General features: G+C 62.9%; 18 protein-coding genes. 7 read left to right on the top strand and 11 right to left on the bottom strand.

Annotated elements, in window-relative coordinates; genetic code table 11:
• Positions 1 to 41: 41 nt before the first annotated feature.
• Both D8W71_RS21580 and D8W71_RS21575 read right to left on the bottom strand, forming a co-directional pair.
• Positions 42 to 1,826 (bottom strand): sulfite reductase subunit alpha, encoded by a 1,785-nt coding sequence (locus D8W71_RS21580; protein WP_121116419.1) that lies wholly within the window; start codon positions 1,824 to 1,826, stop codon positions 42 to 44.
• A gap of 21 nt (positions 1,827 to 1,847) precedes the next feature.
• Positions 1,848 to 7,334 (bottom strand): glutamate synthase-related protein, encoded by a 5,487-nt coding sequence (locus D8W71_RS21575; RefSeq protein ID WP_442971986.1) that lies wholly within the window; start codon positions 7,332 to 7,334, stop codon positions 1,848 to 1,850.
• Between the two features lie 343 nt (positions 7,335 to 7,677).
• Here D8W71_RS21575 and D8W71_RS21570 point away from each other — a divergent pair, with 343 nt between their 5' ends.
• Positions 7,678 to 7,905, top strand: a complete 228-nt coding sequence (locus D8W71_RS21570) for a DUF2510 domain-containing protein (RefSeq protein ID WP_121116417.1) — start codon at positions 7,678 to 7,680, stop codon at positions 7,903 to 7,905.
• 4 nt (positions 7,906 to 7,909) lie between these two features.
• Here the strand turns inward: D8W71_RS21570 and D8W71_RS21565 are convergent, their stop codons facing one another.
• Positions 7,910 to 8,884 carry a GTP pyrophosphokinase gene (locus tag D8W71_RS21565; RefSeq protein WP_121116415.1) on the bottom strand — a complete coding sequence of 325 codons (975 nt, stop codon included), beginning with the start codon at positions 8,882 to 8,884 and terminating at the stop codon, positions 7,910 to 7,912.
• A 142-nt stretch (positions 8,885 to 9,026) separates the two neighbouring features.
• On the opposite strand from D8W71_RS21565, the gene D8W71_RS21560 reads away from it, so the two are divergent.
• A complete protein-coding gene (locus tag D8W71_RS21560; protein ID WP_121116413.1) occupies positions 9,027 to 10,001 on the top strand; it encodes a sigma-70 family RNA polymerase sigma factor in 975 nt (324 codons plus the stop codon).
• 74 nt (positions 10,002 to 10,075) lie between these two features.
• Here the strand turns inward: D8W71_RS21560 and D8W71_RS21555 are convergent, their stop codons facing one another.
• Positions 10,076 to 10,483 (bottom strand): VOC family protein, encoded by a 408-nt coding sequence (locus D8W71_RS21555; protein WP_121116411.1) that lies wholly within the window; start codon positions 10,481 to 10,483, stop codon positions 10,076 to 10,078.
• 206 nt (positions 10,484 to 10,689) lie between these two features.
• On the opposite strand from D8W71_RS21555, the gene D8W71_RS21550 reads away from it, so the two are divergent.
• Positions 10,690 to 11,427, top strand: coding sequence for an SDR family oxidoreductase (locus D8W71_RS21550; RefSeq protein WP_121116409.1), 738 nt, complete (start codon positions 10,690 to 10,692; stop codon positions 11,425 to 11,427).
• An 82-nt stretch (positions 11,428 to 11,509) separates the two neighbouring features.
• Here D8W71_RS21550 and D8W71_RS21545 read toward each other — a convergent pair whose 3' ends face one another.
• Entirely contained in the window at positions 11,510 to 11,776 is a 267-nt protein-coding gene (locus D8W71_RS21545) for a hypothetical protein (RefSeq protein ID WP_121116407.1), read from the bottom strand.
• A gap of 399 nt (positions 11,777 to 12,175) precedes the next feature.
• On the opposite strand from D8W71_RS21545, the gene D8W71_RS21540 reads away from it, so the two are divergent.
• Entirely contained in the window at positions 12,176 to 13,276 is a 1,101-nt protein-coding gene (locus D8W71_RS21540; RefSeq protein WP_121119727.1) for a hypothetical protein, read from the top strand.
• Positions 13,277 to 13,321: 45 nt separating this feature from the next.
• Here D8W71_RS21540 and D8W71_RS21535 read toward each other — a convergent pair whose 3' ends face one another.
• From D8W71_RS21535 to D8W71_RS21520, 4 genes are read right to left on the bottom strand one after another with little or no spacing between them, the layout of a single operon-like run.
• The gene (locus D8W71_RS21535) at positions 13,322 to 14,758 is read right to left on the bottom strand and encodes a GntP family permease (RefSeq protein WP_121116405.1); all 1,437 of its coding nucleotides are present in this window, start codon (positions 14,756 to 14,758) and stop codon (positions 13,322 to 13,324) included.
• A complete protein-coding gene (locus tag D8W71_RS21530; RefSeq protein ID WP_121116403.1) occupies positions 14,755 to 15,420 on the bottom strand; it encodes a bifunctional 4-hydroxy-2-oxoglutarate aldolase/2-dehydro-3-deoxy-phosphogluconate aldolase in 666 nt (221 codons plus the stop codon). The genes D8W71_RS21535 and D8W71_RS21530 overlap by 4 nt, the downstream gene beginning before the upstream one ends.
• The gene (locus D8W71_RS21525) at positions 15,417 to 17,009 is read right to left on the bottom strand and encodes an N-acyl-D-amino-acid deacylase family protein (protein WP_121116401.1); all 1,593 of its coding nucleotides are present in this window, start codon (positions 17,007 to 17,009) and stop codon (positions 15,417 to 15,419) included. Before D8W71_RS21525 ends, D8W71_RS21530 begins: the two co-directional genes overlap by 4 nt.
• Before the next feature lie 10 nt (positions 17,010 to 17,019).
• Positions 17,020 to 18,309: an alanine racemase gene (locus D8W71_RS21520; RefSeq protein ID WP_121116399.1), complete on the bottom strand. Its 1,290-nt coding sequence runs from the start codon at positions 18,307 to 18,309 to the stop codon at positions 17,020 to 17,022.
• Between the two features lie 105 nt (positions 18,310 to 18,414).
• Here D8W71_RS21520 and D8W71_RS21515 point away from each other — a divergent pair, with 105 nt between their 5' ends.
• Genes D8W71_RS21515 through D8W71_RS21505 form a run of 3 tightly spaced genes read left to right on the top strand, consistent with a single transcriptional unit; the run spans position 18,415 to position 20,581 of the window.
• The gene (locus D8W71_RS21515) at positions 18,415 to 19,413 is read left to right on the top strand and encodes a sugar kinase (protein ID WP_236077548.1); all 999 of its coding nucleotides are present in this window, start codon (positions 18,415 to 18,417) and stop codon (positions 19,411 to 19,413) included.
• Positions 19,410 to 20,159: an IclR family transcriptional regulator gene (locus D8W71_RS21510; protein WP_121116395.1), complete on the top strand. Its 750-nt coding sequence runs from the start codon at positions 19,410 to 19,412 to the stop codon at positions 20,157 to 20,159. The genes D8W71_RS21515 and D8W71_RS21510 overlap by 4 nt, the downstream gene beginning before the upstream one ends.
• Before the next feature lie 20 nt (positions 20,160 to 20,179).
• Complete coding sequence (locus D8W71_RS21505; protein WP_121119725.1) at positions 20,180 to 20,581, top strand: RidA family protein; 402 nt, start codon at positions 20,180 to 20,182, stop codon at positions 20,579 to 20,581.
• 73 nt (positions 20,582 to 20,654) lie between these two features.
• Here D8W71_RS21505 and D8W71_RS21500 read toward each other — a convergent pair whose 3' ends face one another.
• Together D8W71_RS21500 and D8W71_RS21495 are read right to left on the bottom strand one after the other, a co-directional pair.
• Complete coding sequence (locus tag D8W71_RS21500) at positions 20,655 to 21,824, bottom strand: T3SS (YopN, CesT) and YbjN peptide-binding chaperone 1 (RefSeq protein ID WP_121116393.1); 1,170 nt, start codon at positions 21,822 to 21,824, stop codon at positions 20,655 to 20,657.
• 76 nt (positions 21,825 to 21,900) lie between these two features.
• The gene (locus tag D8W71_RS21495; protein WP_121116391.1) at positions 21,901 to 23,052 is read right to left on the bottom strand and encodes an alkaline phosphatase family protein; all 1,152 of its coding nucleotides are present in this window, start codon (positions 23,050 to 23,052) and stop codon (positions 21,901 to 21,903) included.
• Between the last annotated feature and the right edge of the window lie 194 nt (positions 23,053 to 23,246).

The following is a 23,246-nucleotide window of genomic DNA, read 5'->3' as shown; positions in this document are numbered from 1 at the left end:
ATCGAAAGATAGCGGGTGGGTCCGACAAAGTTGCCGAGGCGTCAGTAGACGTCGCGCAGGTAACGCTTGGAGCGCTTGAGTTCGGCGAGATAGTCCTCGGCTTGGTCCGCGGTGCGACCACCGTGCTCGACGATGACGTCGTGCAGTGCGGATTCGACGTCTTTGGCCATTCGCGTAGCGTCGCCGCACACGTAGAAGTGCCCGCCCTCTTCGAGCCAGGCGTAGAGCTCCCTGCCGCTCTCACGCATCCGGTGCTGGACGTAGACCTTTTCGGTGTGGTCCCGCGAGAAGGCGAGGTCGAGACGAGTCAGGATCCCGTCGCGAGACAGGCTGTTCAGCTCGTCCTCGTAGATGTAGTCGTGCGCGCGATGTTGGTCGCCGAAGAACAACCAGTTCCGTCCCGACGCATTGCGAGCACGCCGTTCGTGCAGGAACGCGCGGAACGGCGCGATACCGGTGCCTGGCCCGACCATGATGACCGGTGCGTCGTCGTCCGTGGGAAGTCGGAAGGACTTGTTGGCAGACAGGAAGACTCCGGCGGATTCGCCCTCGGCGACGCGGTCCGCTAGGAACGTCGAGCAGACGCCACCTCGGTCCCGCTCGGCTGAGCGGTACCGCACGCTCGCGACCGTCAGGTGAACGGTGCCCTCGTGCGCGAGAGGTGAGGAGGAGATCGAGTACACCCGATGCTGAAGCGGCCTCAGCAGCTCCAACAGCTCGGCCGGGTCGAATGCAAGGGTCTCGTCCAGCGCAAGGACGTCGAGGACGTCCTTGCCCCATGTCCATGCGTCGAGTGCTTCTCGGTCGCCGGTGGCGAGGACATGCGCCAGTTCCTCGTCGCCCGTTCGTTCGGCAACAGCTTCGATGAGGTCCATCGACGGCACGCCGATTTCGTACGAGTGCGTCAGCAGTTCGTCGAGTCGCTGCTCGGAGCCCTTGACGGTGACAGTCGTGTCCGGAACCACCCGCAGCCTGCCGATCAGGGCGTCGACCAGTTCGGGATTGTTGACCGGCTTGACGCCGAGGCCGTCCCCCGCCTCGTAGGCGAGACCGCTGTCTCCCAGAGCAAAGGCGAAGTGGCGGACTTCCTTCGACGACTCGGGTCCGGACAGAACGCGGTTGGCCAGAACCGTCGCGCGGTAGGGGTTCTTGCGGTTCCACGGTGAACGCTTGGATGCAGCCTTCGCGGGTTTGGTTGCAGCTGCGGCAGGCGCACCACCACCACCACCACCACCATCGACGGCGGCTATGGCAGGCACCGTGGACGACAACCACGCTGCTGCGGCGTCCTCGTACTCGACGTCGCAGTCCAGACGATCTGCGCTGCGAGTTGCCCCGAGTGCTTCCAGTCGTGCGTCGATGTCTTTCCCCGCTTTGCAGTATCCGTCGTAGCTGGTGTCGCCCAGCGCCATGACCGCAAAGTATAAGCCCTCGAGTCTCGGCGCAGAGTCGGCGGCAACAGCATCCCAGAACAGTTGGGCATTGTCCGGCATCTCGCCCTGGCCGTAGGTGGAGGTCACAACGATCAGTCGCCGCATAGCGGACAAGGCGTTCATGTCGACGGCGTCGAGAGAGGAGACGTGCGGGTCGAGTCCGTGTTGCCTCGCCAGGTCGGCGGCGTCCTGCGCAAGGCTTTCGGCGTTTCCGGTCTGGCTGCCGTAGAGGATCTGGAGAGGAACCGACGCCGAGATCGCCGACGCGTCGGCCTGCGCGCCGGGCGCGGTCGGCATGGCCATCCGCGAGTGAAGCCCGGCTAGGAAGCCGGACAGCCAGGCACGCTGGTCGCCGGAGAACGGCGCATCGTCTGGAATGTAAGGAATGAGCACGTCAGTGGTCGCTTCTCTTTGTCAGGACACGAGGTCGGGGACGGATCGCGCAGCGAACAACTGGTCGAAACTCGGCAGCGAACCGAGCTTTGCGCGGTTCTTGGCGTCCTGGTAGATGATCCAGCCGTAGGTGGCCGGGCTGTCGGTGGAACGAACGTTGCGTGCAGTAAGGGCGTGCTTGTAGTCGGCGACTCGCTTCGTACCGATCAGCGCGGCGAGCTGGTCGTCCTCGTAACCGGCCAGGACGTCCTTCGCATAGCTGCTCAGGCGCTGGACCAGTGCGAAGTCCTCGGTCAGCACCAGGTTGCGCGCTGCCTTGTGCACGGCGGGATCGTCGTGGGTACTCGCTCCAGGAACCCGCAACAGTGCGACCTCGTGGGCGTAGTGCAGCACGGTGTAGTGGTTGAGCAGCGCGTAGACGGCGTCGGTGTCGGTCTCGCCGTATCCGGGTACGGATCCGCCGAGCACGGGGCTTCGGTCGCGAAGGCTGAGTTTGTACGAACGCACCTGCTGTACCGCGAGAGAGCTCGCCAGCTCGTCGAGCAGCTCCTTGCGCGTCTTGGCTGCCAGGATCGCGTCGCTGTCCTGGTACAGCAGCAGAGCGCGCGGCATCGCGTAGACGAATCTGTGTTGCTCGACCTCCCAGTTCTGCAGCAGGCGGGTTGCAGCGGCGGAACCGGTAGCTTCGGCGTGCCATTCGAGCAGCATGCGCACTGCCAGGTTGTGGATCTCGGCTTGGTCGTCGTGCGCCGTAATCGAACCGAGAATCACCGAGTCGGCGCTGGCGCGAAGCGGAAGTAGCCGGTTGGGGTCGTACTGGTAGAAGAACCCGCCGCTCATACCGTTGCAGACACCTTTGCCGAATCCACCGAGGTTGAGCACAGCGCCGCCGGTCATGTACTCGCAGGCGAAATCGCCCACGCCCTCCACGACAGCGGTGGTGCCCGAATTTCTGACGCCGAACCGGTCACCCGACTCACCCTCGACGAATGCGCGACCGCCGGTGGCTCCGAACAACGCGAAGTTACCGATCAGCACGTTGCCTCCGGCCTCGGGTGACCCGCCGCCAGGGGAGCGCACGACGACTGTTCCGCCGCTCATCGACTTTCCGACGCCGTCGTTGCAGGTTCCGGTGTGGTCCATGACCATTCCGTCGTTGCAGAATGCCGCGAACGAAAGCCCGGCCGCCCCGTAGGTCCGCACGTCGACGGCACTCGGCGCGAGGTACCGGCGGCCCCTGTCGTCGGTGAACACCGAGGGCATCGCGTCGGTGACGCCGCGGGGTAGTTCGTAGTTGAGCATCCGTTCGATGTCGATGCCCAACTGTCCACCGACGCTCTTGTTCAGGTTGCCCAGATGCGTCCGCTCGCCAGGCACAACCGATTCGGCGCGGCCGTCGACCAACGCGGTCCGTACCTCCGCGAGCAGCATGTCGTCGATGTCGTACTCCCGTTCGAGATAAACAGGATCGACGACGACCGTCTCCGGTACGACCGTCAGCATCGCGTGCACGTCGAGGGCCCCGACCGTGGCCGGATGATCGAGGAGATGCAGCAAGTCGGTGCGGCCGCGTGCCTCGCGCAGCGAACGTAGGCCGAGATCGGCGAGGTGTTCGCGGACCTCGTGGGCGATGTTGAGCAGATACTGCGCCATCGAACGCGGATCGCCGTCGAAGACCTCGGGGTTGGTGGTCAGCCCGGCCGGACACTTGACGTTGCAGTTCTTCGCCATGACGCAGCCCATCATCATCAGCGCCGTCGTCCCGAATTCGAAGCTGTCTCCGCCGAGCAGCGCCGAGGTGATCACGTCACGTCCGGTCTGATGTGCACCCGAACATCGGAGTACAACCTTCTGTCGTAATCCGTTGGCGCACAGTGCCTGGTGGACTTCGGACAGTCCGATTTCGGCGGCGCGGCCTGCGTACTTCAGGCTCGTCACCGACGCTGCTCCGGTGCCGCCGGTGTTTCCGGCGACGTTGATGACGTCGGCGCCGGCCTTGGCGACGCCGACCGCGATGGTGCCGATGCCCTCGGAAGACACCAGCTTGACGACGACCCGAACACGAGCCGCCTTGCAGTCGTGGATCAGCTGAGCCAGGTCCTCGATCGAGTACGTGTCGTGGTGCGGTGGGGGAGAGACGAGTTCGACGCCGGGGGTGCCGCTTCGGGCGGCTGCGATATCCACGGTCACCTTCGGTGCCGGAAGCTGGCCGCCCTCACCCGGTTTCGCTCCCTGACCGATCTTGATCTCGATCTCCTCGAGCATCGGGTCGGCGAGGTAGCCGGCCCAGATGCCGAACCGTCCCGACGCGAACTGCTTGATGCGGGAGGCACGGACAGTGCCGTAGCGCGAGATGTGTTCTCCACCTTCGCCGCTGTTGGACATGGCGCCGACCATGTTGGTGCCGTGCGCTACTGCCTCGTGTGCGTTCGCGTTGAGGGCCCCATGGCTCATGGCGCCCGACGCCAGCAGCGGGGTGATCGTGCTTGCCTTTTGAACTTCGACCAGTGGCAGGGCGTGGGGCGCAGTGTCGGTCTTGGCGAGCAAGTGCCGTGCGCGGCCGCGCGCGGTGACGAACACGGTGCCGCTGCGGTTCTCGCACTCGACGTCGCTGCCGAACAGGAGTGCGAGTGCGTCTGCCAACGCGTCGGCTCTGCCCGGGTCGCCGCCGAGTGACAGCTCGAAATCACCGTCGGACAGCGCTCGCACGCGGAGACCGCGAACGCGAATGCTCGTGTTTCCCTCGATGTCGAGTCGGCCGAGTTCGATGGCGAAATCCTCGGCCGAGGTGCACTGCGATACGTCCGCTGGAAGCGTCAACACGTCACGCAGCGCCGCGGGCCGCCGGGATCGCTCCTCGTTCATCGATCGTACGAAGGCGCGGTAATCGGACGTGATGTCGAACGCGTCGATCTGCGCGTCGGTGAGCCTGGAGAAACTTGTGGAGTTGTAGGCGTCGGCACCGAGCCCGAAGGAATCAGCCAGTTTCGTGATCGTCAGAAGCCGAAGCGCGTCGGTGTGGGCGATGTCGGTCTCGGCTCCCGCGGCGGCAAAACTGATTTTCTCCTTCGTCATGTCCACGAATCCACGCACTGAGGTCGCCCCGAACGAGTGGCCCGCGCCGTCTGCGCGTTCCTTGAACAAGCCGAGGTTCGGCAGATCGGCTTCGCTTGCGGAAGCACACGCATTCGCGTGCCAGTCCGCGACCGATGCTGCGATCGCGCCGAAGTCGACGCCGCCGACAGGAGAGACCATATTCGGGAACCATTGGGCCAGAACAGGATCAGAGGTGTCAAGAAAGTTCGGCTCGAAGAACTCACCGCCGATGTAACTCTCGACCGTGCAGAGTCCGACACGGCCCATGGTTTTCATCAACGACTTCTCGGCTGCCTTGACGAATTTGGCGAACGCGAGATCGGGGTCGGTGCCGAATTTGTCCTCGGCCCGCAACTGCACCGTGAGCGGATGGACCGCGGCGGCGCCGAAGCCGAGTGCCAAGGCGACGTGGTGCGAGGACGAGATCTGTCCGCTTTCGACGACAAGAGACACCCGCAGCCGAACGCCTGCATCGATGAGTCGCTGGTTGACGTACGACACCACGGCAATGGCAGGTAGTGCGGCGAGTTCGCGGGTGATGTCGCGGTCGCTGAGGATGGCAATTCCGCCACCCCGGGCGAAGCGAACAACGTCGTCCGCAAGGCTGCCGACAGCGTCGATCAAGTCGCGTTCGTTCGCTGCCCTGTCGCCGTCGGTCGCCCGGTACACCATCGCGAACCGCGCGACCGGGGTTTCGGACTGCTCGCCGATACGGCGAAGATCCTCTCGGCTGAGCAGTGGCGTCGGAATCACGATTTGACGGGAGCTCGGACCACCCACGTTCGGCTTCGACCCGAGCGAGACTCGCAGTGTCATACCGTCGCCCTCGCGAATGCTGTCCAACGGCGGGTTGGTAACCTGCGCGAAGCGCTGCGAGAAGTACTTGGCAAGACCGCCTTCACGGTCGGTGAGCGCGTTGATGGCGTTGCCGTAGCCCATCGCTGAGACACGCTCGACTCCGTTGGCCAACATCGGGTCCATCAGAAATTTGAAGCTCTCCTGATCGAGGGAGTAGGCGACGTATCGCTGATGAAGATCCAGATCGCCGGAGTAAGTGTCGGACACGTCCTCGAGAGCCTCGGGGATGTCATCGAGTACGAGGCGCGAATTCTTCAGTAGCGCTGCGTAATCGCGTTCCGCGGCAAGCTTCTCGAATGCCTCGCGCGTGGTGTAGGTGTGTCGATCGCGATGATCGAAGTAGATCATTCCACCCGCCTCGACGCGCCCGCGATGGGTGATGGTCTCGGGCGCGAAGCGAACCTGGCCTGCCTCGGAGAACGCGCAGAGGTAGTCGTTGGTTTCCACAGTGCGCAAGGGCCGCAGCCCGAGTCGGTCGAGCCGTGCGCCGATGACGGTGCCGTCGCCGAACACCAGGGCAGCAGGACCGTCGTTCTTCTCCTCGTACAGCGAGAAGTACTCGAACATCGCGCGTACCTGCGGTGAGAGTGTGTAATCGTTCTCCCACGCCGGAGGCATCATCGAGACGACGGCGGTGACCAGATCGACGTTGTCCTCGATTACGCGTGCCTGCACCGTCTGATCGAGTCGACAACTGTCCGATTGGCCGGGCGGCCGGACGATGGCGCGGCGCTTGGCGCTTGCGACCGCAGCCTCGGCCAGTCGATTCTTCTTGTCGGTGTTCAGTTCCCCGTTGTGTGCCATGAATCGGAACGGCTGAGCCATGGTCGGGTGCGGATCGGTGTTGGTGGAGAACCGCGTGTGAAAGAAGATCGTGTGGACGCAGTGATCGGGATCGAGCAGGTCGCGGAAGTACGGCACGACTTCGTCGGAGTTCAAGCGTCCCTTGAGCACCTGTGTGCGTGCACTCATCGACAGCGGATACAGGCCCGCGAGCGCCGGGGTGGTGTAGGCGATCGATTCGATGTGCAAGAGCGCTTCGTGGATCAGGCGGTCCACTGCGGCAGGCTCCGGACGTGGCCGCGGTACTTCCCAGATCCACTGACGAATGGTCCGTTGGAATTTCACTGCCGCTGGCCGAATCGCCGTGTTGTCGACGGGAACGTCGCGGACCACAAGGGGAGTGAATCCACGATCGATCATTGCGCGATGAATCAATTGGACAGCGTGGCCGTGCTGCGATTCGTCCTCCGGCAGAAAGAAGTTGCCGACGCAGAAGCGGCCGAGTTCGAGTGTTGGACGACCGGTGATACCGCGAAAGAAGTTCAGCGACAGATCGAGCGAGACGCCCCCGCCGTCTCCGACGCCTTCGGCCGACATCCCGCCGCGGTGGGGTACCGAGCACAGCGCCTCACTGGCTTTGATCAAGACGTCGTGCGACTGGACGCCGTCCTTCCGCGTGATGAAGCCGACGCCGCAGCTGTCGGAGTCCAGCGACGGGTCGTACAAACCGACCGAAGAGTGCACGTCTCGACCTCTTCCCTGTCCGGGCATGCGCGGCAATCGAGGCCGTCGCACGCAATATCGACGGCGAATACCGTCACGGCAGGGCGTCGCTGCTTCGGTGAAGCGGCACCCGGAAGTGTCAGACTACTAAGATTAGCCTTGCCTTTGTCAATTCGCTGGGTTCGGTGCTGCACGTCGGCCTTACCCGATGAAGCCGAGACGCGCTGGATGGGGGGCTGATCGGCCCCGGCGCAGGCCCGGTTCGAAACCGGTCGGTATTCGTAACCGACAAAAATGTGCCAGTATCGAACGACACGCAACACTCGGTCCGGGGGGATCGAATACACAGGCTTGAATCGTCGGGATTTGGCAGGGGCGGGACTTGGGTGGCATGAATCTGTTCGAAATTGTCGTTATTGCGGTGCTCGCACTCGCATCGGTTGCCGTGGTTTTCGGACTCGTGGTGATGCTCATCAGTAGCGAGCGGCGCGCGCCCGCACGGCGCTCGAAGGTCCGAATCGCTCCGGGTTGGTACCCGGACGCGCACGACGAGTCTCTACTGCGCTACTTCGATGGCAGGGTTCCGACTCGTAGGACCTCTAGGCGGGAACTGACCTGAGCGATCAGCTGCGTCGCTTTCGAGACCTCTTCGAGGGCGGCTGCGACGAGAGGTGATAGTAAAGAGCATCTTCCGCGTCCTCGACGACTACCTGCACGACGTCGCCCACTTCGAGGTAGTCGTCGACTGCGATGCGATCCTTCGCGCCTATGACCGCCTTGACCGAACGCGCTGGGATCAGACCTCTTCGTCCGTCCGGGCCGACAGCCAATGCGTACCGCGGGCCGGTACGGGTGACCCGGGCCGAGATTATCGCGGAGTCCTTGGGTACCAAGCTCGGCTGCGCTACAGCATCTTTCGACACCGCTGTCTGCGAATCGAGCTGGGCGGCCAGGTCGTCGGCCATCAGGTCGACCTGAAGCAGAAGGTCGGCCATCCGGCGCGCATAGCCGTTGTGCGCCTCGGTGGGTTTCAACGCCTCGCCCGGCTTGTACATGTCCTCGTGCGTCAGCTCGCCCCATGCGTCCTGAAGTCGCGTCTTGACTTGAACCTCGACCTTGACATCGAGATCGCCCTGATGCGTTGCGACTCGCACCAGCAGCACGGCGTGATAAGCGCGATACCCGCTAGGTTTTGGATACGCGACGTAGTCCATCGGGTCCTTCGCGAACCGTACCGAACACTCCGGGTCGCGGCACGCCCGTTCCAGGGCGTCGACGAACGCGTGCAGGTCTCGTGGGCTCTTGCACAGGACTTTGATCCCGATCAGGTCGCCGAGTGCGTCCACCACATCGGACACGGTCGAAGGCTCGGGAATGCGGCCTTCGGCGATCTTGCGACGAAGCTTGTCCGCAGCCCGCGCCGGATCCTTGATGCGGGCGCTCTGAGCGTTCAGGCGGTCGCGATCGACGTTGTCGAGAATTTCGTCGGCGATGGTCTCGAGAAAGTTCTGGGCAGTGACCAAGGCCGCCTGCCATGCGCGCCGACGCACCGAGTAGGCCTCGTCGACGAGATCGTCGATGGCGGTCGGGGCAGTCATGAACCTAGCCTCCGATCGAAAGTCCGTTCGTCCACCGACGAGGCTAGCGCAGTGCACTCACGATCTTCGTGAACCGAACCCTGGACACCACTGCGCTGAACAATCTCACATCTGTCGCACTGTGGGATTAGTCTCTTGATTCATGACGGCCACGGTCGCAGAGGGCGACGCATTCGTAGCGCAGTTCGATCCATACCGACGTGAGCTTCTCGCTCACTGCTACCGCATGACGGGGTCGATTCACGACGCCGAAGACCTGGTCCAGGAGACCTACATCCGTGCGTGGAGGGGATACAGCAAGTTCGAGGGCCGATCCTCGATGCGGACGTGGCTCTACCGTATCGCCACCAACACGTGTCTGACGGCGCTCGACGGTAAGTCGAAGCGCCCGTTGCCCACGGGATTGGGCGCACCCAGCTCGGATCCGACCGACGAATTGGTTGCCCAGCACGAGATCAGCTGGCTCGAGCCCATCGCCGACTCCGAGTTCGACAACTCCGATGACCCCGCCGCCATCGTCGTCGAAAAGGAATCGATTCGCCTGGCCTTCGTGGCTGCCCTGCAGCATCTCTCTCCGCGACAGCGGGCCGCTCTGCTGATGCGCGAGGTACTGCAGTGGAAGGCTTCCGAGGTAGCCGAAGCGCTGGCGACGACGACAACCGCCGTCAACAGTCTGCTTCAGCGCGCACGAGCGCAGCTCGACGAGATCACGCCGACCGAGGACACGGTCGTCGAGCCGGCGGCAGCGGAAACGCGCGAATTGCTCGCGAAATACGTGGACAGTTTCGAACGCTACGACATCGACCAGCTCGTGCAGCTGTTCACCGACGACGCGGTGTGGGAGATGCCGCCTTTCGTCGGGTGGTACCAGGGCGGGGAGAACATCGGAAACCTCATCCGCGGCAACTGCCCTGCGCAGAAGGCAGGCGACATGCGAATGGTCGCGACATCGGCCAATGGGCAGCCCGCCTATGGCCTGTACATGCGCAACGAGGCAGGCGTACACGAGGCGTTCCAGCTGCACGTGGTGGACGTCACCGCCGGCGGCGTAGCACACGTGGCGTGCTTCTTCGATCTTCGGTTGTTCGAACGGTTCGGACTTCCCGAACGGTTGTAGCGGCCACGGATTCGGCTATCGCGGGTTTGGAGGTCGGCAAAACCCGGGCGGCCGCCGCCGCCCGGGAGTCAGCCCTACTCCGGCGATACGGCGCTCGGATCCATCCACATCACTTCCCACACGTGATTGTCGAGGTCGCGAAAGGCGCGGCCGTACATGAACCCGTGATCCTGGGGTTCCATCCAGCTAGATCCGCCTGCTGCGATCGCCGAGTCGACGAGCGAGTCGACTTCGTCGCGGCTGTCGGCGCTGATGCACATCAGTACTTCGCGGGACTGAGTGGTGTCGGTGATGCTGTCGGAAATGAAGTCCTTGAAGCGGCTCTCCGACAGGAACATCACCGTGGCGTGGTCACTGATGATCATCGACACGCAGTTCTCGTCGCTGAACATGTCGTTGAACTCGAATCCGAGCCCTGCGAAGAATGTGCGGGTGGCATCGACGTTCTCGACGGGCATGTTGGCGAACAGCATTCGGGACATAGGGGCTCTCCATTTGGCATCGGTGGCTGTGGGCGACCTCGGTGTGGGTCTCACAGGTATGGACACCGAACGAATCGCAAACTCATCGCTGATTCGTCGGAACGGTTCCCGCGGCATTCGATTTTGATCTGCGCCCTGTAGCAAGATGGGGCAGCGGGAACGAGCGAAGAGCTGTGTTCTAGGTTTTTCGTCGAAGAGGAGAGTTCATGGATTTGGGTCTGTCGGGCAAAGCGTTCGTGGTCACAGGAGGAACCGAGGGGCTTGGTCTCGCCAGTGCACGAGAACTGCTTCGTGAAGGCGCGAAGGTGACCGTGTCGTCTCGGTCGCAGACCAAGGTCGACGACGCCGTCACCGATCTCGGTGCACATCGTCCAAACGCTGTCCACGGCATGGTCGCCGACAACGGCCATCCCGCCAGCGCCGAACTGCTGGTGGAGTCGGCTCTGGCGCACTGGGGGAAGCTCGACGGTCTTGTCGTCAGCGTCGGCGGACCGCCGCCGAGCACTGCATTGGGCGCCTCCGACGAGGACTGGGAGAGCGCGTTCACGTCGGTCTTCCTCGGAGCGGTCCGACTCGCTCGAGCAGCGTCCGCCGCGATGACCGAGGGAGGTGCAATTGTGCTCGTCCTGTCGACGTCGGTGAAATCTCCACTGACAGGTCTAGGTATCTCGAACGGTCTGCGTCCCGGTCTGGCCATGGTCGGAAAAGACATTGCCGACGAGGTGGGGCCACGCGGTATCCGTGTGGTCAGCGTGCTTCCTGGGCGTTTCGACACGGCCAGGGGAGGACAGTTGTCGGACGACGCGCTCGCTCGCATTCCTCTGGGGAGAATCGGCGAACCGGAGGAACTGGGACGTACCGTCGCATTCCTGGCCTCACCCGCAGCGTCCTACATCACGGGTTCGACGGTCACCGTCGACGGCGGTGCGACGCGCGCTCTCTGAGAGCTTCTTCGAAAACGACGAGGCCCCGACCGGTTGAACCGATCGGGGCCTCGTTGCAAACGAAGGAGGGGGACGTAACGACCTAGCGGGCTACCGAGGCAATGCGAGCGAGCATTCGCGAGAATGCCGAGCCGTCGGAACCGAGGTCTTCGTACGCTGATGTCTCAGCCGTGATAGCTGCGTCGCTCGTGGCGGCAGCAAGCTTGCGCACCAGCTCGGTGCGAAGTTCGATGGCGCCGAGGATATCGGCGTCCAAGGCGGCAACCTGCTCATCGAGCTGGTCGATCTGCGTGTCGTGCGTGCGTGCTTCGTCGGCGGTGATAGCGAGTGAATCAATCTGCAAAGTCACATCGTCTCCTTTTGTTCGCGTCCTGAGGAGTGAGTCGTTTCGCCTCTCAGAACTGTTACACGGTCGCCATATGTGTCAACGATGTTTCGTAGCCCTTACCAACATGCCCAGTGATGTGGCCTGCGCCAACCATTTGGTGCTGTGATGCTGCCAACAATCGTGGTTCGGAATCCGAAGTGAATCATCGAGCCATCGCGAACGGCGACCAGGCGAGTGACAACCTGCCTGGTCGACCGCTGCGTTGCTTTCCATATCGAGTATTCGGAGCCGAGTGCAACAGGTACTGGCCGTGGCTAACCTTTTGACGGCGATCGGCCGAATCGCGGCGTGACCTGTCTCCGCCGCGACGTCGCAAGTTCTGGAACAGTGGAGTTCGGAACACAGCCAAGGAGCGTGGAGATGCCAGAACACCTCGAGATCGGTTCCGACCGCGAACGCGTCGAAGAACGTGTGCGCCGTTGGTGTGAACAAACACGTCTCGATGGGCGACGTCCCCTCTTGTCCGATGCCGCGGCTCTCGCCATCGCCGCCGGCCGGCTCGACGAGCCGGTCAGGACTGTACTAGCGGCGAGGCGTCGCGCGGGTAAGACCATGCCGTCGATCGGCGGGTTCAGCGCCATTCGCGTTCTCGAGGACGAGCGTCGCAGGTGGCTCGCGAAAGAGACGAAGAACAAGCCAGGGTCCGCGCTCGTGTATCGACTTCGTGCTGCCGAGCTGGCCAAGCGACTCGATCACCTACGGACCTCTGTGGTCATGTCCCCTCGTCACTACGCTAGTGGCGTTCGGGCAGTGCGGAAGGACCGGCGCGAAGGTCTACATCTCGATCTCGACGAGCGTGACGCGCTTTTCGATGCCCTGACCCACACTCCGGTTCCGAAGCGGGAATCGGGAACGGTGGTGGAACGGGCGGGTCTGTCTCTCCTGGATTCCGCAGCCGTTCGCGTCGCCGAGGTCTCGAAAAACACTCGTTTCGAGGAGCTCGGCGATCGCGCCGCGGTCGTGATGGCGGAGTTCGCGGACCAGCAGCACGACGCGTTCTCGGACCGCTACGAGACAATGCTCTTCCTCGCGGGATCGGCGTTCGATCAGGTGCAGTCCTCGCCTGCATGGCGGTCTGAACATTTCGTGGTTCAACGTACGCAGCTGGACCTCGTCGAGGAGCTCACCCAGGTCGCGGTCGACGTGAATTCGTTGCGCGACATCGACGACGAGCTCGACGGAATCGCCGCAATGATGTTCGACGACGCCACCCGCGCGCAGGTCGGCAGTCGGCGGGCTGCTCTGGACACGGTGTGGGCACAGTTGATCGATCGCGTCGCCGCGCTGGTTCGCGTGGCGGATCTCGTCACCCGCGCGGAGGGTGATCTGAAGACCATGGACGTAATGCAGAAGGCGCACAGCTTGGATGGCCGAATCGACGATCTCGTCGCGCGGGCCGGTCACCGTGAGTTGTCCGCGGACAATACTCATTTCGTCGGTGACCAGCTCGGCCCCATGTGAACGAAAATACTTAGGCTGCTATGTATTTGCGTTCACATGGGATGGCTAGGCGACGATCGCGAACAGCACCGCCGCCACGGCGAAACTGACCACCGACAAGATCGTCTCGAGCACCGTCCACGTCTGCAGCGTTTGCTTGACGGTCATGTTGAAGAACTTTGCGATGATCCAGAACCCACCGTCGTTGACGTGGCTCAGGATGATCGAACCAGCGGCGATCGACATTGCGACCAGTGCCGTTGCCATCGGTGAGTAGTCCTGTGCCGCAACGAGCGGCCCGACGATTCCGCCTGTTGTCACGATTGCTACCGTCGCCGAACCTTGGGCGATGCGCAGCGCACAGCTGATGACGTAGGCGAGCACGATGATCGGTAGTCCGGCTGCGGCCATGGCGTCGGCGAGCGCGGTTCCGATTCCGGTGGCAGAGATGACCTTTCCGAAGAACGCGCCTGCACCGACGACCAACAGCAACATGCCGACCGGACGCAGCGATTCACCGGTCAGCGTGCTCAGCTGCTGAACGGTCGATCCACGCCTGATCCCGAGCACATAGAACGCGATCAGAACGGCGATGAGTAGCGCGACGGCGGGCGTGCCGAGGAAGGTCAACACCTCGAGCAGGTTGCCTGGATCGAGGAGGATGCTTCCAAAGGTTGCGCCGAGGATGAGGACCAGCGGGACCGCAATGATTGCACCGATGAGCCCGACCGACGGGGGAGTGGTGACGACCGGACGCTTGGTCGTGACGGCGGTGCCGCCGGTCGGCTCGACGTCGTCGTCGGCTTCGTTGATGAAGTCCTCCGGTACTTCCACGATGACGCGCTTGCCGATCCAACTGCCCCACGCCAAGCCTGCTGCGATGAATCCTGGTATTCCGCACACGAATCCCATCAGGATCAGCCATCCGAGATTGACTTCGAGGAGTCCGCCGAGCGCAACCGGTCCGGGATGCGGCGGCAGGAATGCGTGTGTCATGGACAGGCCCGCGAGCATCGGTAGTGCGTACAGCACGAGGGACTTTCCGCCTTGCCGCGCGGCGACGTAGACCAGCGGCGCGAGCACGAAAATGCCGATGTCGAAGAAGACCGGTATGCCGAAGATCAAGCCGAGCAGTCCCATCGCAATCGGAGCCCCGCGGTCGCCGAACACTCCGAGCAGCTTCGATGTCAACGCTTGTGCGCCGCCTGATCGTTCCAGGATGGCGCCGAGCACGGTGCCGAGTCCGATGATCACGGCGATGTGGCCGAGAATCCCGCCGAATCCGGTCTCGAGGAGAGACTCGTTGCTCTTGATCGCGGTCCCGACGATCTCGGACACCGGCAGACCTGCAGCCAGTGCCAGGCCGAGCCCGACGATCAGAAGCGCGACGAACGGCTCGAGTTTGACCTTGATGATGACGACGAGAAGTACTGCGATGGCGAGGCCACACAGAACGAGAAGGCCAGGGGTCGATGTCCTGAGCCAGTCGACAGCGGTGCTCATTGGTTACCTTTCGATGTGGGCGCGGAGCCCGGAGATGACTGGGAAACGGGGCCCAGTGATTCGATGAATGCTCTTGCGCGTGAGGCGATACCTTCCCAGTCGCCTGCTTCGACAGCCGCCGGTGAGACGACGTCGGTGCCTGCCGTCACGGCAACCGCGCCGTGAGCGAGGAAATCGGGGGCATTCGATGCGTTGACGCCGCCCGAGGGGACCAGTTTGGCGTCCGGAAGCGGCCCCAGTAGATCCTTGAAGTGGGCTGGACCGAGTGCCCGTGCCGGGAAGATCTTCACGGCTGCTGCCCCGAGGTCCATAGCGTCCAGAACCTCGGTGGGTGTCAGAGCGCCCATCATGACGGGAATCCCGCGATCGGCGGCGATCTCCGCAACGTGACGCCGAAGCCCCGGCGTGACGAGGAACTGCGCACCGGAGTCGATCGCGGCGCGTGCCTGCTCGGCGGTCAACACCGTTCCTGCGCCGATCACGGCTCCGGCGTCGGCGGCGGCGCGCAGGAGTTCGAGCACCCCTGGCGTCGTGAAGGTCAGTTCGACGGCCCTGATGCCGCCGCGGGCCAAGGCGTCGGCCAGCGCAACGGGATCGGAGATCGACGGTGCCCGAACGACAGCGAGCGCGCGATCGTCGAGAATCGTCTCTAGGGCGCTCATCGGGCAGCACGCAGTGAGTGGCCGGCAAGATTGCCGGTAGGTGCGCCCTCGTCGATGGCAAGGGAGCCGTTGACCATTACATGGCTGATGCCGAGGGCCTGTTGCTTCGGATTCTCGAATGTGGCTTTGTCTTTGACGGTGTCGGGGTCGAACAGAACCAGATCAGCGGCATTTCCTTCGGCGATGGTGCCTCTGTCCGTCAGTCCCAGACGCTGCGCAGGCCGCCCTGTCAGATGATTGATGCAGTCCTCCAAACCGAGAAGTTTCTCCTCGCGCACGTAGTGCCCGAGATAGCGCGGGAATGTGCCCCACGCACGAGGGTGTGGCCGTTCGCCGACGAGGATGGCGTCGCTACCACCCATGTGATGCGGGTGAGCCATGATGGCGCGGACGTTCTCCTCGTGCCCGACGTGCTGCAGAATCGTCGTCGCCAGTTGATCGCGCCGCAGGATGTCGAAGAACGAGTCGACGGGGGATTCACCGCGTTCGGCTGCGATTTCGATCATCGTCTTTCCTACGTAGGAGTCCAGGTCGGAGTGTGCGACACCGCTGATCTGAATGGTCTCCCACTCGACCGTGACGCCGTGGCATCCATCGGACCCGTTCACGTTCACGTCCTCGGTGATTCGAGTACGCATCTCGGGAGAGTCCATTCTGGCGAGAGCTTGATCGGGTCCGCCCGACATTGCCCAACTCGGCAACAACGCCGAAAGTGTCGTTGCGCCGGGTAGGTACGGGTAGGTATCGAGCGTGACATCGCACCCGTCTGCGATGGCGGAGTCGACCTCGTCGAGGAATTCCGCTGCGCGGCCACGGTTCACGCCGAAGTTCATCGTCGCGTGCGTCAGATGCAGTGCACAGCCGGTATCACGAGCCAGGTCGAGCATCTCTTGATATGCCTCCAGCGCTCCTGCGCCGTACGAGCGGGTGTGTGGAGCGTAGAAGCCACCGAAGTCGGCGACTACCTCGCATAGTGCGCGCAGTTCGCTTGTGTCGGCGTACATCCCCGGCGTGTACGTCAAACCGCTCGACATTCCGACTGCGCCCTCACTGAGACCTTCGGCGAGAAGCTCTTGCATACGGGAGATTTCGCGAGGTGTCGCGGGCCGTTGATCTCCTCCGACGGCCAGGTACCGGAGCGTTCCCTGGGGAACCAGGTAGGCCGCGTTGGGCGTGATGCCCTGATCCAGACGCGCCAAGTACTCGGCGACGGAGCGCCACGAAAAGTCGAGATCGGACGGGTTGCCGTTCCACCCGGCGATCTGACGCCGAACTACGTCGAGTGTCGCGTCGTCGATGGGGGCGTACGCAATGCCGTCCTGGCCGATCACCTCGGTTGTGACGCCTTGACTGATCTTCGGGAAATGCCCGGGATCGGTGAGTAGTCGGAGATCCGAGTGTGCGTGCATATCGATGAAACCGGGGCACAGAACATGCCCGGGCGATGCGTCGATCACACGGTCGGCCCCGACGAGAACTCCCGGTTCGGTGACGGCTGCGATGCGGCCGCCGTCGACGAGAACATCACGTCGGATCCGCGACGATCCTGTGCCGTCGACGACGTCGGCGCCGCGAACAAGTAGCTTCATTTTCTCGCTCCTAGAAGAAGGTGTGGACGAGATCCACCACACGAGGATCGTCGGAATCGGCGTCGTCGACGATGGGAACGAGGCGCCATTTGTCGAATGCAGTGCACGGGTGCGAAAGGCCAAGGCGAACAATGCTTCCTATCGGAGCCTTCGATGGGTCGGGATCGAATCTAAGGAAAGCGTGCTGGTCGTTGAGGGCGGTGATCTCACCCTCGACGGATTGTGGCTTCGGCAGGCCCTCGTCGTACGGGAGGTCACGTTTGCCTGCATCGAGGAGTGCGAGCCCCGGTTCCGGCCGGGACACAACGCGGGCCCAGCCGTGCATCGCAGCTTCGAGCGGGCGGTCCGATCGACTCGGAATCATCGGTGATATCTGAGAGTAGAAGCCGTCGTCGTGGATGATGTACGCACCGGAGCGCACGACGACCGATGTTGCGACGCCACGCGTACCGTTCTGGTCGGCGAGATGGGCCAAGTGCCGGACGACGAGGTCCTGATAGGCGCTCCCACCTGCGGTTACGACAGCGTGATCACCGTAGAGACCAGCAGCGTCGAGTTCGGCGTGAAGGGTCGCGACGGTATCCAGATAGTTCGCCACGGCGGTCAAACCTGCCTCGGACCGGTCGTGGCTGAGCGCGCCCTCGTATCCGCCGACCCCGGCAAGTGCGAGATGAGGCGAAGCGGCAATTGCGTCGGCAACCGCGCGGGCCTGCGCGACCGTGCGTGCTCCCGTTCGGCCGTGATCGCCACCCAGCTCGACGACGACGTTCACCTTTCTCGCCGCCCCGATCTCGCTCAGAGTTGCATTCATTGCCGCAACGGTGTCGAGTCCGTCTGCCCAACAGTAGAAATCGAACTGGGGATGCTCGTCGAGTTCTGCTGCAAGCCAGCGCAATCCGACGGGGTCGACGAGAGCATTCGCCAACATGATTCGCTCGACACCGAAGGTGCGCGCCAGCTGCACTTGCCAGATCGTCGCCAACGTTATTGCCCACGAACCGGAATCGAGCTGACGTTTCCACAGAGCCGGCGCCATCGTGGTCTTGCCATGGGGTGCGAGCTCGACGCCGGCCTCCGCCGCCCACGCGGCCATGACGCCGATATTGTGGTCGATACGGCGGTTGTCCAGCGTCAGCAAAGGCGTTTGGAACAGGCTCACGGAGGGATTTTCGGCGACGAAGTCCTCGACCGATAGTCCCCATGCCCGCGGCGGCAGCGATTTGTGTTCGGGTCCGATCGCGAGTGCTCGTAGTGCGCAGACGGCGTCCGAGTCGATCAAGGTGGTGACCTCCGAGCTCATGCAGCGTGTGCGTTGCGTATTTTGCAACGCTGGTTGCGTAGAATGTTTATGGTTTGTAGTGTGCATGCAACAGGGTCACGGCCGCAAGCATTCGAAGGAGATCTCTTGTACTCATCGCCTCGCGCGGTATGCGTGGGAGAAGGTCTCGTGGTTCTCGTGGCCGAGCCCGGCGCCCTGGAAGACTCCGCGACGTTCTCGCGAACGGCGGGCGGTGCCGAATCGAACGTTGCCCGTGTGCTGGTGCAGCTCGGTGTGTCGACTTCGTGGATTTCCCGGGTAGGTGACGACGGGTTCGGGCGATATCTTGTGCGTCAGCTGGACGAATCCGGTGTTGACGTCTCGGGTGTCGCAGTCGACGCGAGCCGGCCCACCGGCATGTACGTCAAAGAACGCGGATCCGGAACGGGCATCGGGGGCGATCTCGGGTCGGGCGAGAGCCGGATGACCTATTTCAGAACAGGTTCCGCGGCCAGTGCATTGTCGGTCGAAGATCTGTCCGCCGAGTTGATCGACGCTGCGGAGGTCGTACATTTCTCGGGCATCACGGTTGCTCTGTCGGAGTCCGCTGAATCGATGACCCGTGCGCTCCTCGCATCCCCATCCTCCGTGAGCTTCGATCTGAACTTCCGTCCTGCACTGTGGGGGAGCAGGATCGATCGAGCTCCGACGATTCTTGCCGACCACGTTCGCGCTAGCGACATCGTCTTGATGGGGGCGGACGAGGCCGAGCTCGTGTTCGGTATCTGTGACCCCGCAGCGTTACGAGCCGAATTTCCCGAGCCACGGCACTTGATCGTCAAGAACGACGCCCACGTCGTGACCGCATTCGACGGTTCCTCACGCGTCGACGTCCCGGCCCTGACGCTCGACGTCGTCGAGAAGATCGGCGCCGGTGACGCTTTCGCGGGAGGATTCCTCGCGGGGTTGTTGACGAAGGTATCGGCGGTGGAGCGTGTGCGGCTCGGGCATCTCTGTGCGGCGGGCGCCTTGACTGCTCACGGTGATGTTGCGACTGTTCCAACCACCTCGGATCTTGCTGCGGCGTTGAGTCTTTCCGACGCTCGATGGAGTTCTGCCGTGTTCACGGATCTGGTGTCGGGGTGAGTCAAAGCCTGTCTCGTGCTCTTACAATCCTCGGTCTGCTCGGTGAGGAAACGCGGTCACTCGACCAACTCGCAGGCGCACTCGATGTGCACAAGACGACCGTGCTGCGTCTGCTGCGGACCATGGAGGCCGACAGGTTCGTTCAGCACGACGCCGACCACAGGTACGTGCTCGGTTCGCGGTTTTTCGAGTTGGCAAACCGTGCGCTCGAGCAGCGAGACATCAGGACGGTAGCCAGGCGACATCTGGCTGCGCTCAACATTTCCACCGGTCAGACAATTCACCTCGCTACATTCGAGTCCGGGGAAGCGGTGTACATCGACAAGTTCGATGCGAAGCAAAGTGTTCGGATGTATTCGCGGGTCGGTAGACCGGCACCCCTTCACTGCACGGCTGTGGGCAAGGTGCTGGTATCGGGAAGACCTCGCGCCGAGCAGGTCGAGATCGCGTCGCGCATCGAGTATGTGCGATTCACGGATCGCACGATCGATACGCCCGAAAGATATCTGGCCGAGTTGGAGCTCGTCGCCGAACAGGGATTCGCCGAGGACCACGAGGAGCACGAGACGTTCGTGAACTGTGTCGGCGTCCCGGTACGAAACGGTACTGGGGAGACCGTTGCCGCTGTGTCGATGTCGGTTCCGGACATGCTCCTCGACCATGCACAGGTTCTCGGGACGCTCCCGGAGATCTTGGCCGTTGCCGACGCGATTTCGGCCGATCTCGGATGGAAACCGGTTTTATGAGTTTCGTAGAAAGGAAGATCATGAGCGAAAAAATCGCAGTTCGAACCGAAGGGGCCCCAGCGCCCGCCCACACGTTCTCGCAGGGTGTGCGCAAGGGCCCGTTCGTGCAGGTATCCGGGCAAGGTCCTGTAGACCCGGCGACCAACGAGTATCTGTTTCCAGGTGACGTCGCGGCGCAAACCACCCGGACGCTGGAGAACGTCCGCGCGATCATCGAAGCAAGTGGTGCATCGTTCGACGATGTCGTGATGCTGCGCGTGTACCTCACCAAACGAGAAGACTTTGCTGTCATGAACGATGCTTACGGCGAGTTCGTGAACAAGCACACCCATGGTGACGTATTGCCCAGCCGCACAACCGTGTTCACAGGTCTTCCGCGCGAAGAGATGCTCGTGGAGATCGACGCTGTTGCAATAGTCTGACCGGCTGTGCTGGCCTGAGACAGGGCAGCGCGCGGTCATTCGGATCGCGTGCTGCCCAAACGGCGTTGCCGTATCAAGCGTTGTCGAAGTATCCGACAGTGCGCAATGCGCTTTGCAGTGCGCCGACTATTCGATCCCACGGCACTGCCTCTGCTTCGTATTCGGCTGCAGTTTCGGACTCGCCGCGCCCAATCGCATCACGTGCGAACTCGCGCCACGAGAGTGCTTGCTCCGAACAGAACGATTCGTAGCACGCGATCTTCGCGCGATCCGCCCCGCACACTGCAACGACGTCGTCGGCTGCTACTGCGCCTCCGGACTGTGCGTCGATCTCCAACAACGTCATCAGCGGCGCCGGCACGTCATCGTCACCGCCCTGTTCGTGAACAGGGTCATGCTCTTCGGAGTCGACTTCGCTGGAGTGAATGGCTGCGACGACGCCGCCGAGATTGCCTGCGAAGGAGTCGTCGACGCTGGCCGCGAACGCGATTACTCGAAGTACGGCATTGACCGCATGTTGCGCGACGAAGGGATGCGCATCGATGCTCGACGCGGTGTGAACGCGGTCCTCTACCAGCAGGAACTTCAAGCGTGGGTGTCGACGGTTGAGATCGGATACCACTTCGGCGGCCCGCGTTCGACCGGCTATCCGCTCGACAACAGGGACGTGGACTCTGACTTCCTCGCTGCTGGCAACGTAGACGTACGCGGCGATCGTGCCAATCGTGACGCAATAGCTGCCGTCGCCGGACGTGCGAACGTCGGCACCGGGTATCGAACGCACGGCCGAGTCGACGGAGTTCGCCAGTTCAGCCTCGGTGTGCGGTACAACATCGATCCTGACATCGGCCTGCACATCGCTGTGAGTTGCGATATCGCCGCCTGCGTTCTGCGCCAGGAACGAAGGATGCGGCACGTTCCACATCGTTCGAATGTGGGTCACGATCGTCGAGACGAACCTGTCGACCCACGCTTCCTCGTCTTCGAGCGTGTGCACGTCTCCCGCTTGCTTCCATGGCGGGGGAGGCGAACTCGTTCCGACCGATTCGCACAGCACCGTGCCACGAGTGGTCTTGCGGACGATCATCGCGGCCTTTGACGTGCTTTCTCCACTCGGCCCGGGCGTGACGGGGACTTCGGTGCCCGTCTCGACGGACGCAATACGATCCGCCAATTCGACGGCGAACGCCGTCCAAGCACGGTCGGTAACGTCGTCCAGGCTCGATCCCTCGAACATCGCCATTGCTTCCCCGTTCCACTACTGATTCGAACATGCGATCGAGAAGAAGCTAGCGCGAGGCACCGACAAGAACTACTTGTCAGCGATCCGGTCGAATGACCACGGCGGGAACCAGTAGCTCCGCCGAGGTGAGCGATCCGTGATGTCCCTCGAGTCGCGATGCGTTCGCCTCGGCCTGGCTTCTGATTACGGCGGAGGAGTCATCGGCGAGCGCCAGGATGTCGCCGATCCGGGCATATGCGTCGGCGGTGACCGTCGGACCGAACCATCCTCGTGCGATCGCGTCGTCCTTGACGACAACAACGAAGTGGTCGTTCAACGATTCACGCCAGGCCGACTCGACATCGTCGGTGCTCCCTTCTCGGGTGTAGATGTAACGCATCCGCGGCTCGCCGCCGAGTAGCCGGACTCCGCGACGCATCTCGGGGATAGCGTCGTAGTCGAACCGCCGCTCCAGTTGCACCATTCCGTGATCCGCGACGACGACGAGAGCCCCATCGTCGGGAAGTCGTGCCGCGATGGACTCGACGACGAGGTCGACGTGTTTCAGATGCAGGCGCCAGGCGAGGGACTTCGGACCTCGGACGTGTCCGACCAGGTCGAGATCGCCGTGGTAGGCGTAGACAAGGGTCGGTCCGGCAGGTTCGAGCGCCCGAGAAGTCTCAGCGGCGAGGTCGGCCAGCGACACCGACGTACGAAACTGCGCGCCGCGGAGAGATCCGCGGGTCAAGCCCGAGCCGTTTTGCATAGACGGCCCGATGTGAACGACCGCGACTCCGAATTCCCTGGCACGTTCGAATGCCGTCGGCGTGGGCTGAAATCGTTCGGGGACCAGGTCGAAGGGCAGATCCGCGGCATCGCTACTTCCATGAAGTCTCCAACGAAGACTGTTCATCAACGTCTTGTGGCCGGGGATTGCAACCGAATACCCCACAATTCCATGCTCTCCCGGAGGTAGCCCGGTACCGAGTGAACTGAGGCTGGTCGCCGTAGTGCTTGGAAAACCCGCAGTGATCGGTGCTGTCGAGCGCGCAAACAAGAACGGTGCTTCGTCCGGATGTGCGGCCAACTGCTCGCTCCCCAAACCGTCGATCATCAGTACACAGAGTCGTCGGACACCGTCCAGGTTCAAACCGAGTCGGTCTGTCTCGGACGGGACGCCCAGATACGACAGAACCGAGGGGAGCACATCGGACAGTGAGCCGGTTCCGTAGCGCGGCGTAAGCAGCATGAATCCACCGTAAGGTGTGCGCGCGCGGGATGCAGCGTCTGTTGTTAACTGGCGCAGCGCACTGACCAGGCGATTTGCGCAGGAGTTCTTCTTGGCGTAACTTTTGTCGAGTCAGAGCGACACGGACACCGGCCAACACCGCAAGGTGATGGAGAACCGGTGAGACGCGGTCCGCCTGGCCGCCCCGAACAATG

This window comes from Rhodococcus sp. P1Y, assembly GCF_003641205.1.
Lineage (GTDB): Bacteria > Actinomycetota > Actinomycetes > Mycobacteriales > Mycobacteriaceae > Rhodococcoides.
The sequence above is the reverse complement of the archived record's forward strand: the minus strand, read 5'-3'. Positions and strand labels throughout refer to the sequence as shown.

Bases quoted from the DNA above. Each gene is read 5' to 3' on its own strand.
- D8W71_RS21505 (WP_121119725.1), top strand. From the start codon at position 20,180: ATGAGCGAAAAAATCGCAGTTCGAACCGAAGGGGCCCCAGCGCCCGCC.
- D8W71_RS21555 (WP_121116411.1), bottom strand. From the start codon at position 10,483: ATGTCCCGAATGCTGTTCGCCAACATGCCCGTCGAGAACGTCGATGCC.
- D8W71_RS21535 (WP_121116405.1), bottom strand. From the start codon at position 14,758: ATGAGCACCGCTGTCGACTGGCTCAGGACATCGACCCCTGGCCTTCTC.
- D8W71_RS21570 (WP_121116417.1), top strand. From the start codon at position 7,678: ATGAATCTGTTCGAAATTGTCGTTATTGCGGTGCTCGCACTCGCATCG.
- D8W71_RS21530 (WP_121116403.1), bottom strand. From the start codon at position 15,420: ATGAGCGCCCTAGAGACGATTCTCGACGATCGCGCGCTCGCTGTCGTT.
- D8W71_RS21525 (WP_121116401.1), bottom strand. From the start codon at position 17,009: ATGAAGCTACTTGTTCGCGGCGCCGACGTCGTCGACGGCACAGGATCG.
- D8W71_RS21565 (WP_121116415.1), bottom strand. From the start codon at position 8,884: ATGACTGCCCCGACCGCCATCGACGATCTCGTCGACGAGGCCTACTCG.
- D8W71_RS21575 (WP_442971986.1), bottom strand. From the start codon at position 7,334: ATGCCCGGACAGGGAAGAGGTCGAGACGTGCACTCTTCGGTCGGTTTG.
- D8W71_RS21560 (WP_121116413.1), top strand. From the start codon at position 9,027: ATGACGGCCACGGTCGCAGAGGGCGACGCATTCGTAGCGCAGTTCGAT.
- D8W71_RS21540 (WP_121119727.1), top strand. From the start codon at position 12,176: ATGCCAGAACACCTCGAGATCGGTTCCGACCGCGAACGCGTCGAAGAA.
- D8W71_RS21495 (WP_121116391.1), bottom strand. From the start codon at position 23,052: ATGCTGCTTACGCCGCGCTACGGAACCGGCTCACTGTCCGATGTGCTC.
- D8W71_RS21550 (WP_121116409.1), top strand. From the start codon at position 10,690: ATGGATTTGGGTCTGTCGGGCAAAGCGTTCGTGGTCACAGGAGGAACC.
- D8W71_RS21520 (WP_121116399.1), bottom strand. From the start codon at position 18,309: ATGAGCTCGGAGGTCACCACCTTGATCGACTCGGACGCCGTCTGCGCA.
- D8W71_RS21500 (WP_121116393.1), bottom strand. From the start codon at position 21,824: ATGGCGATGTTCGAGGGATCGAGCCTGGACGACGTTACCGACCGTGCT.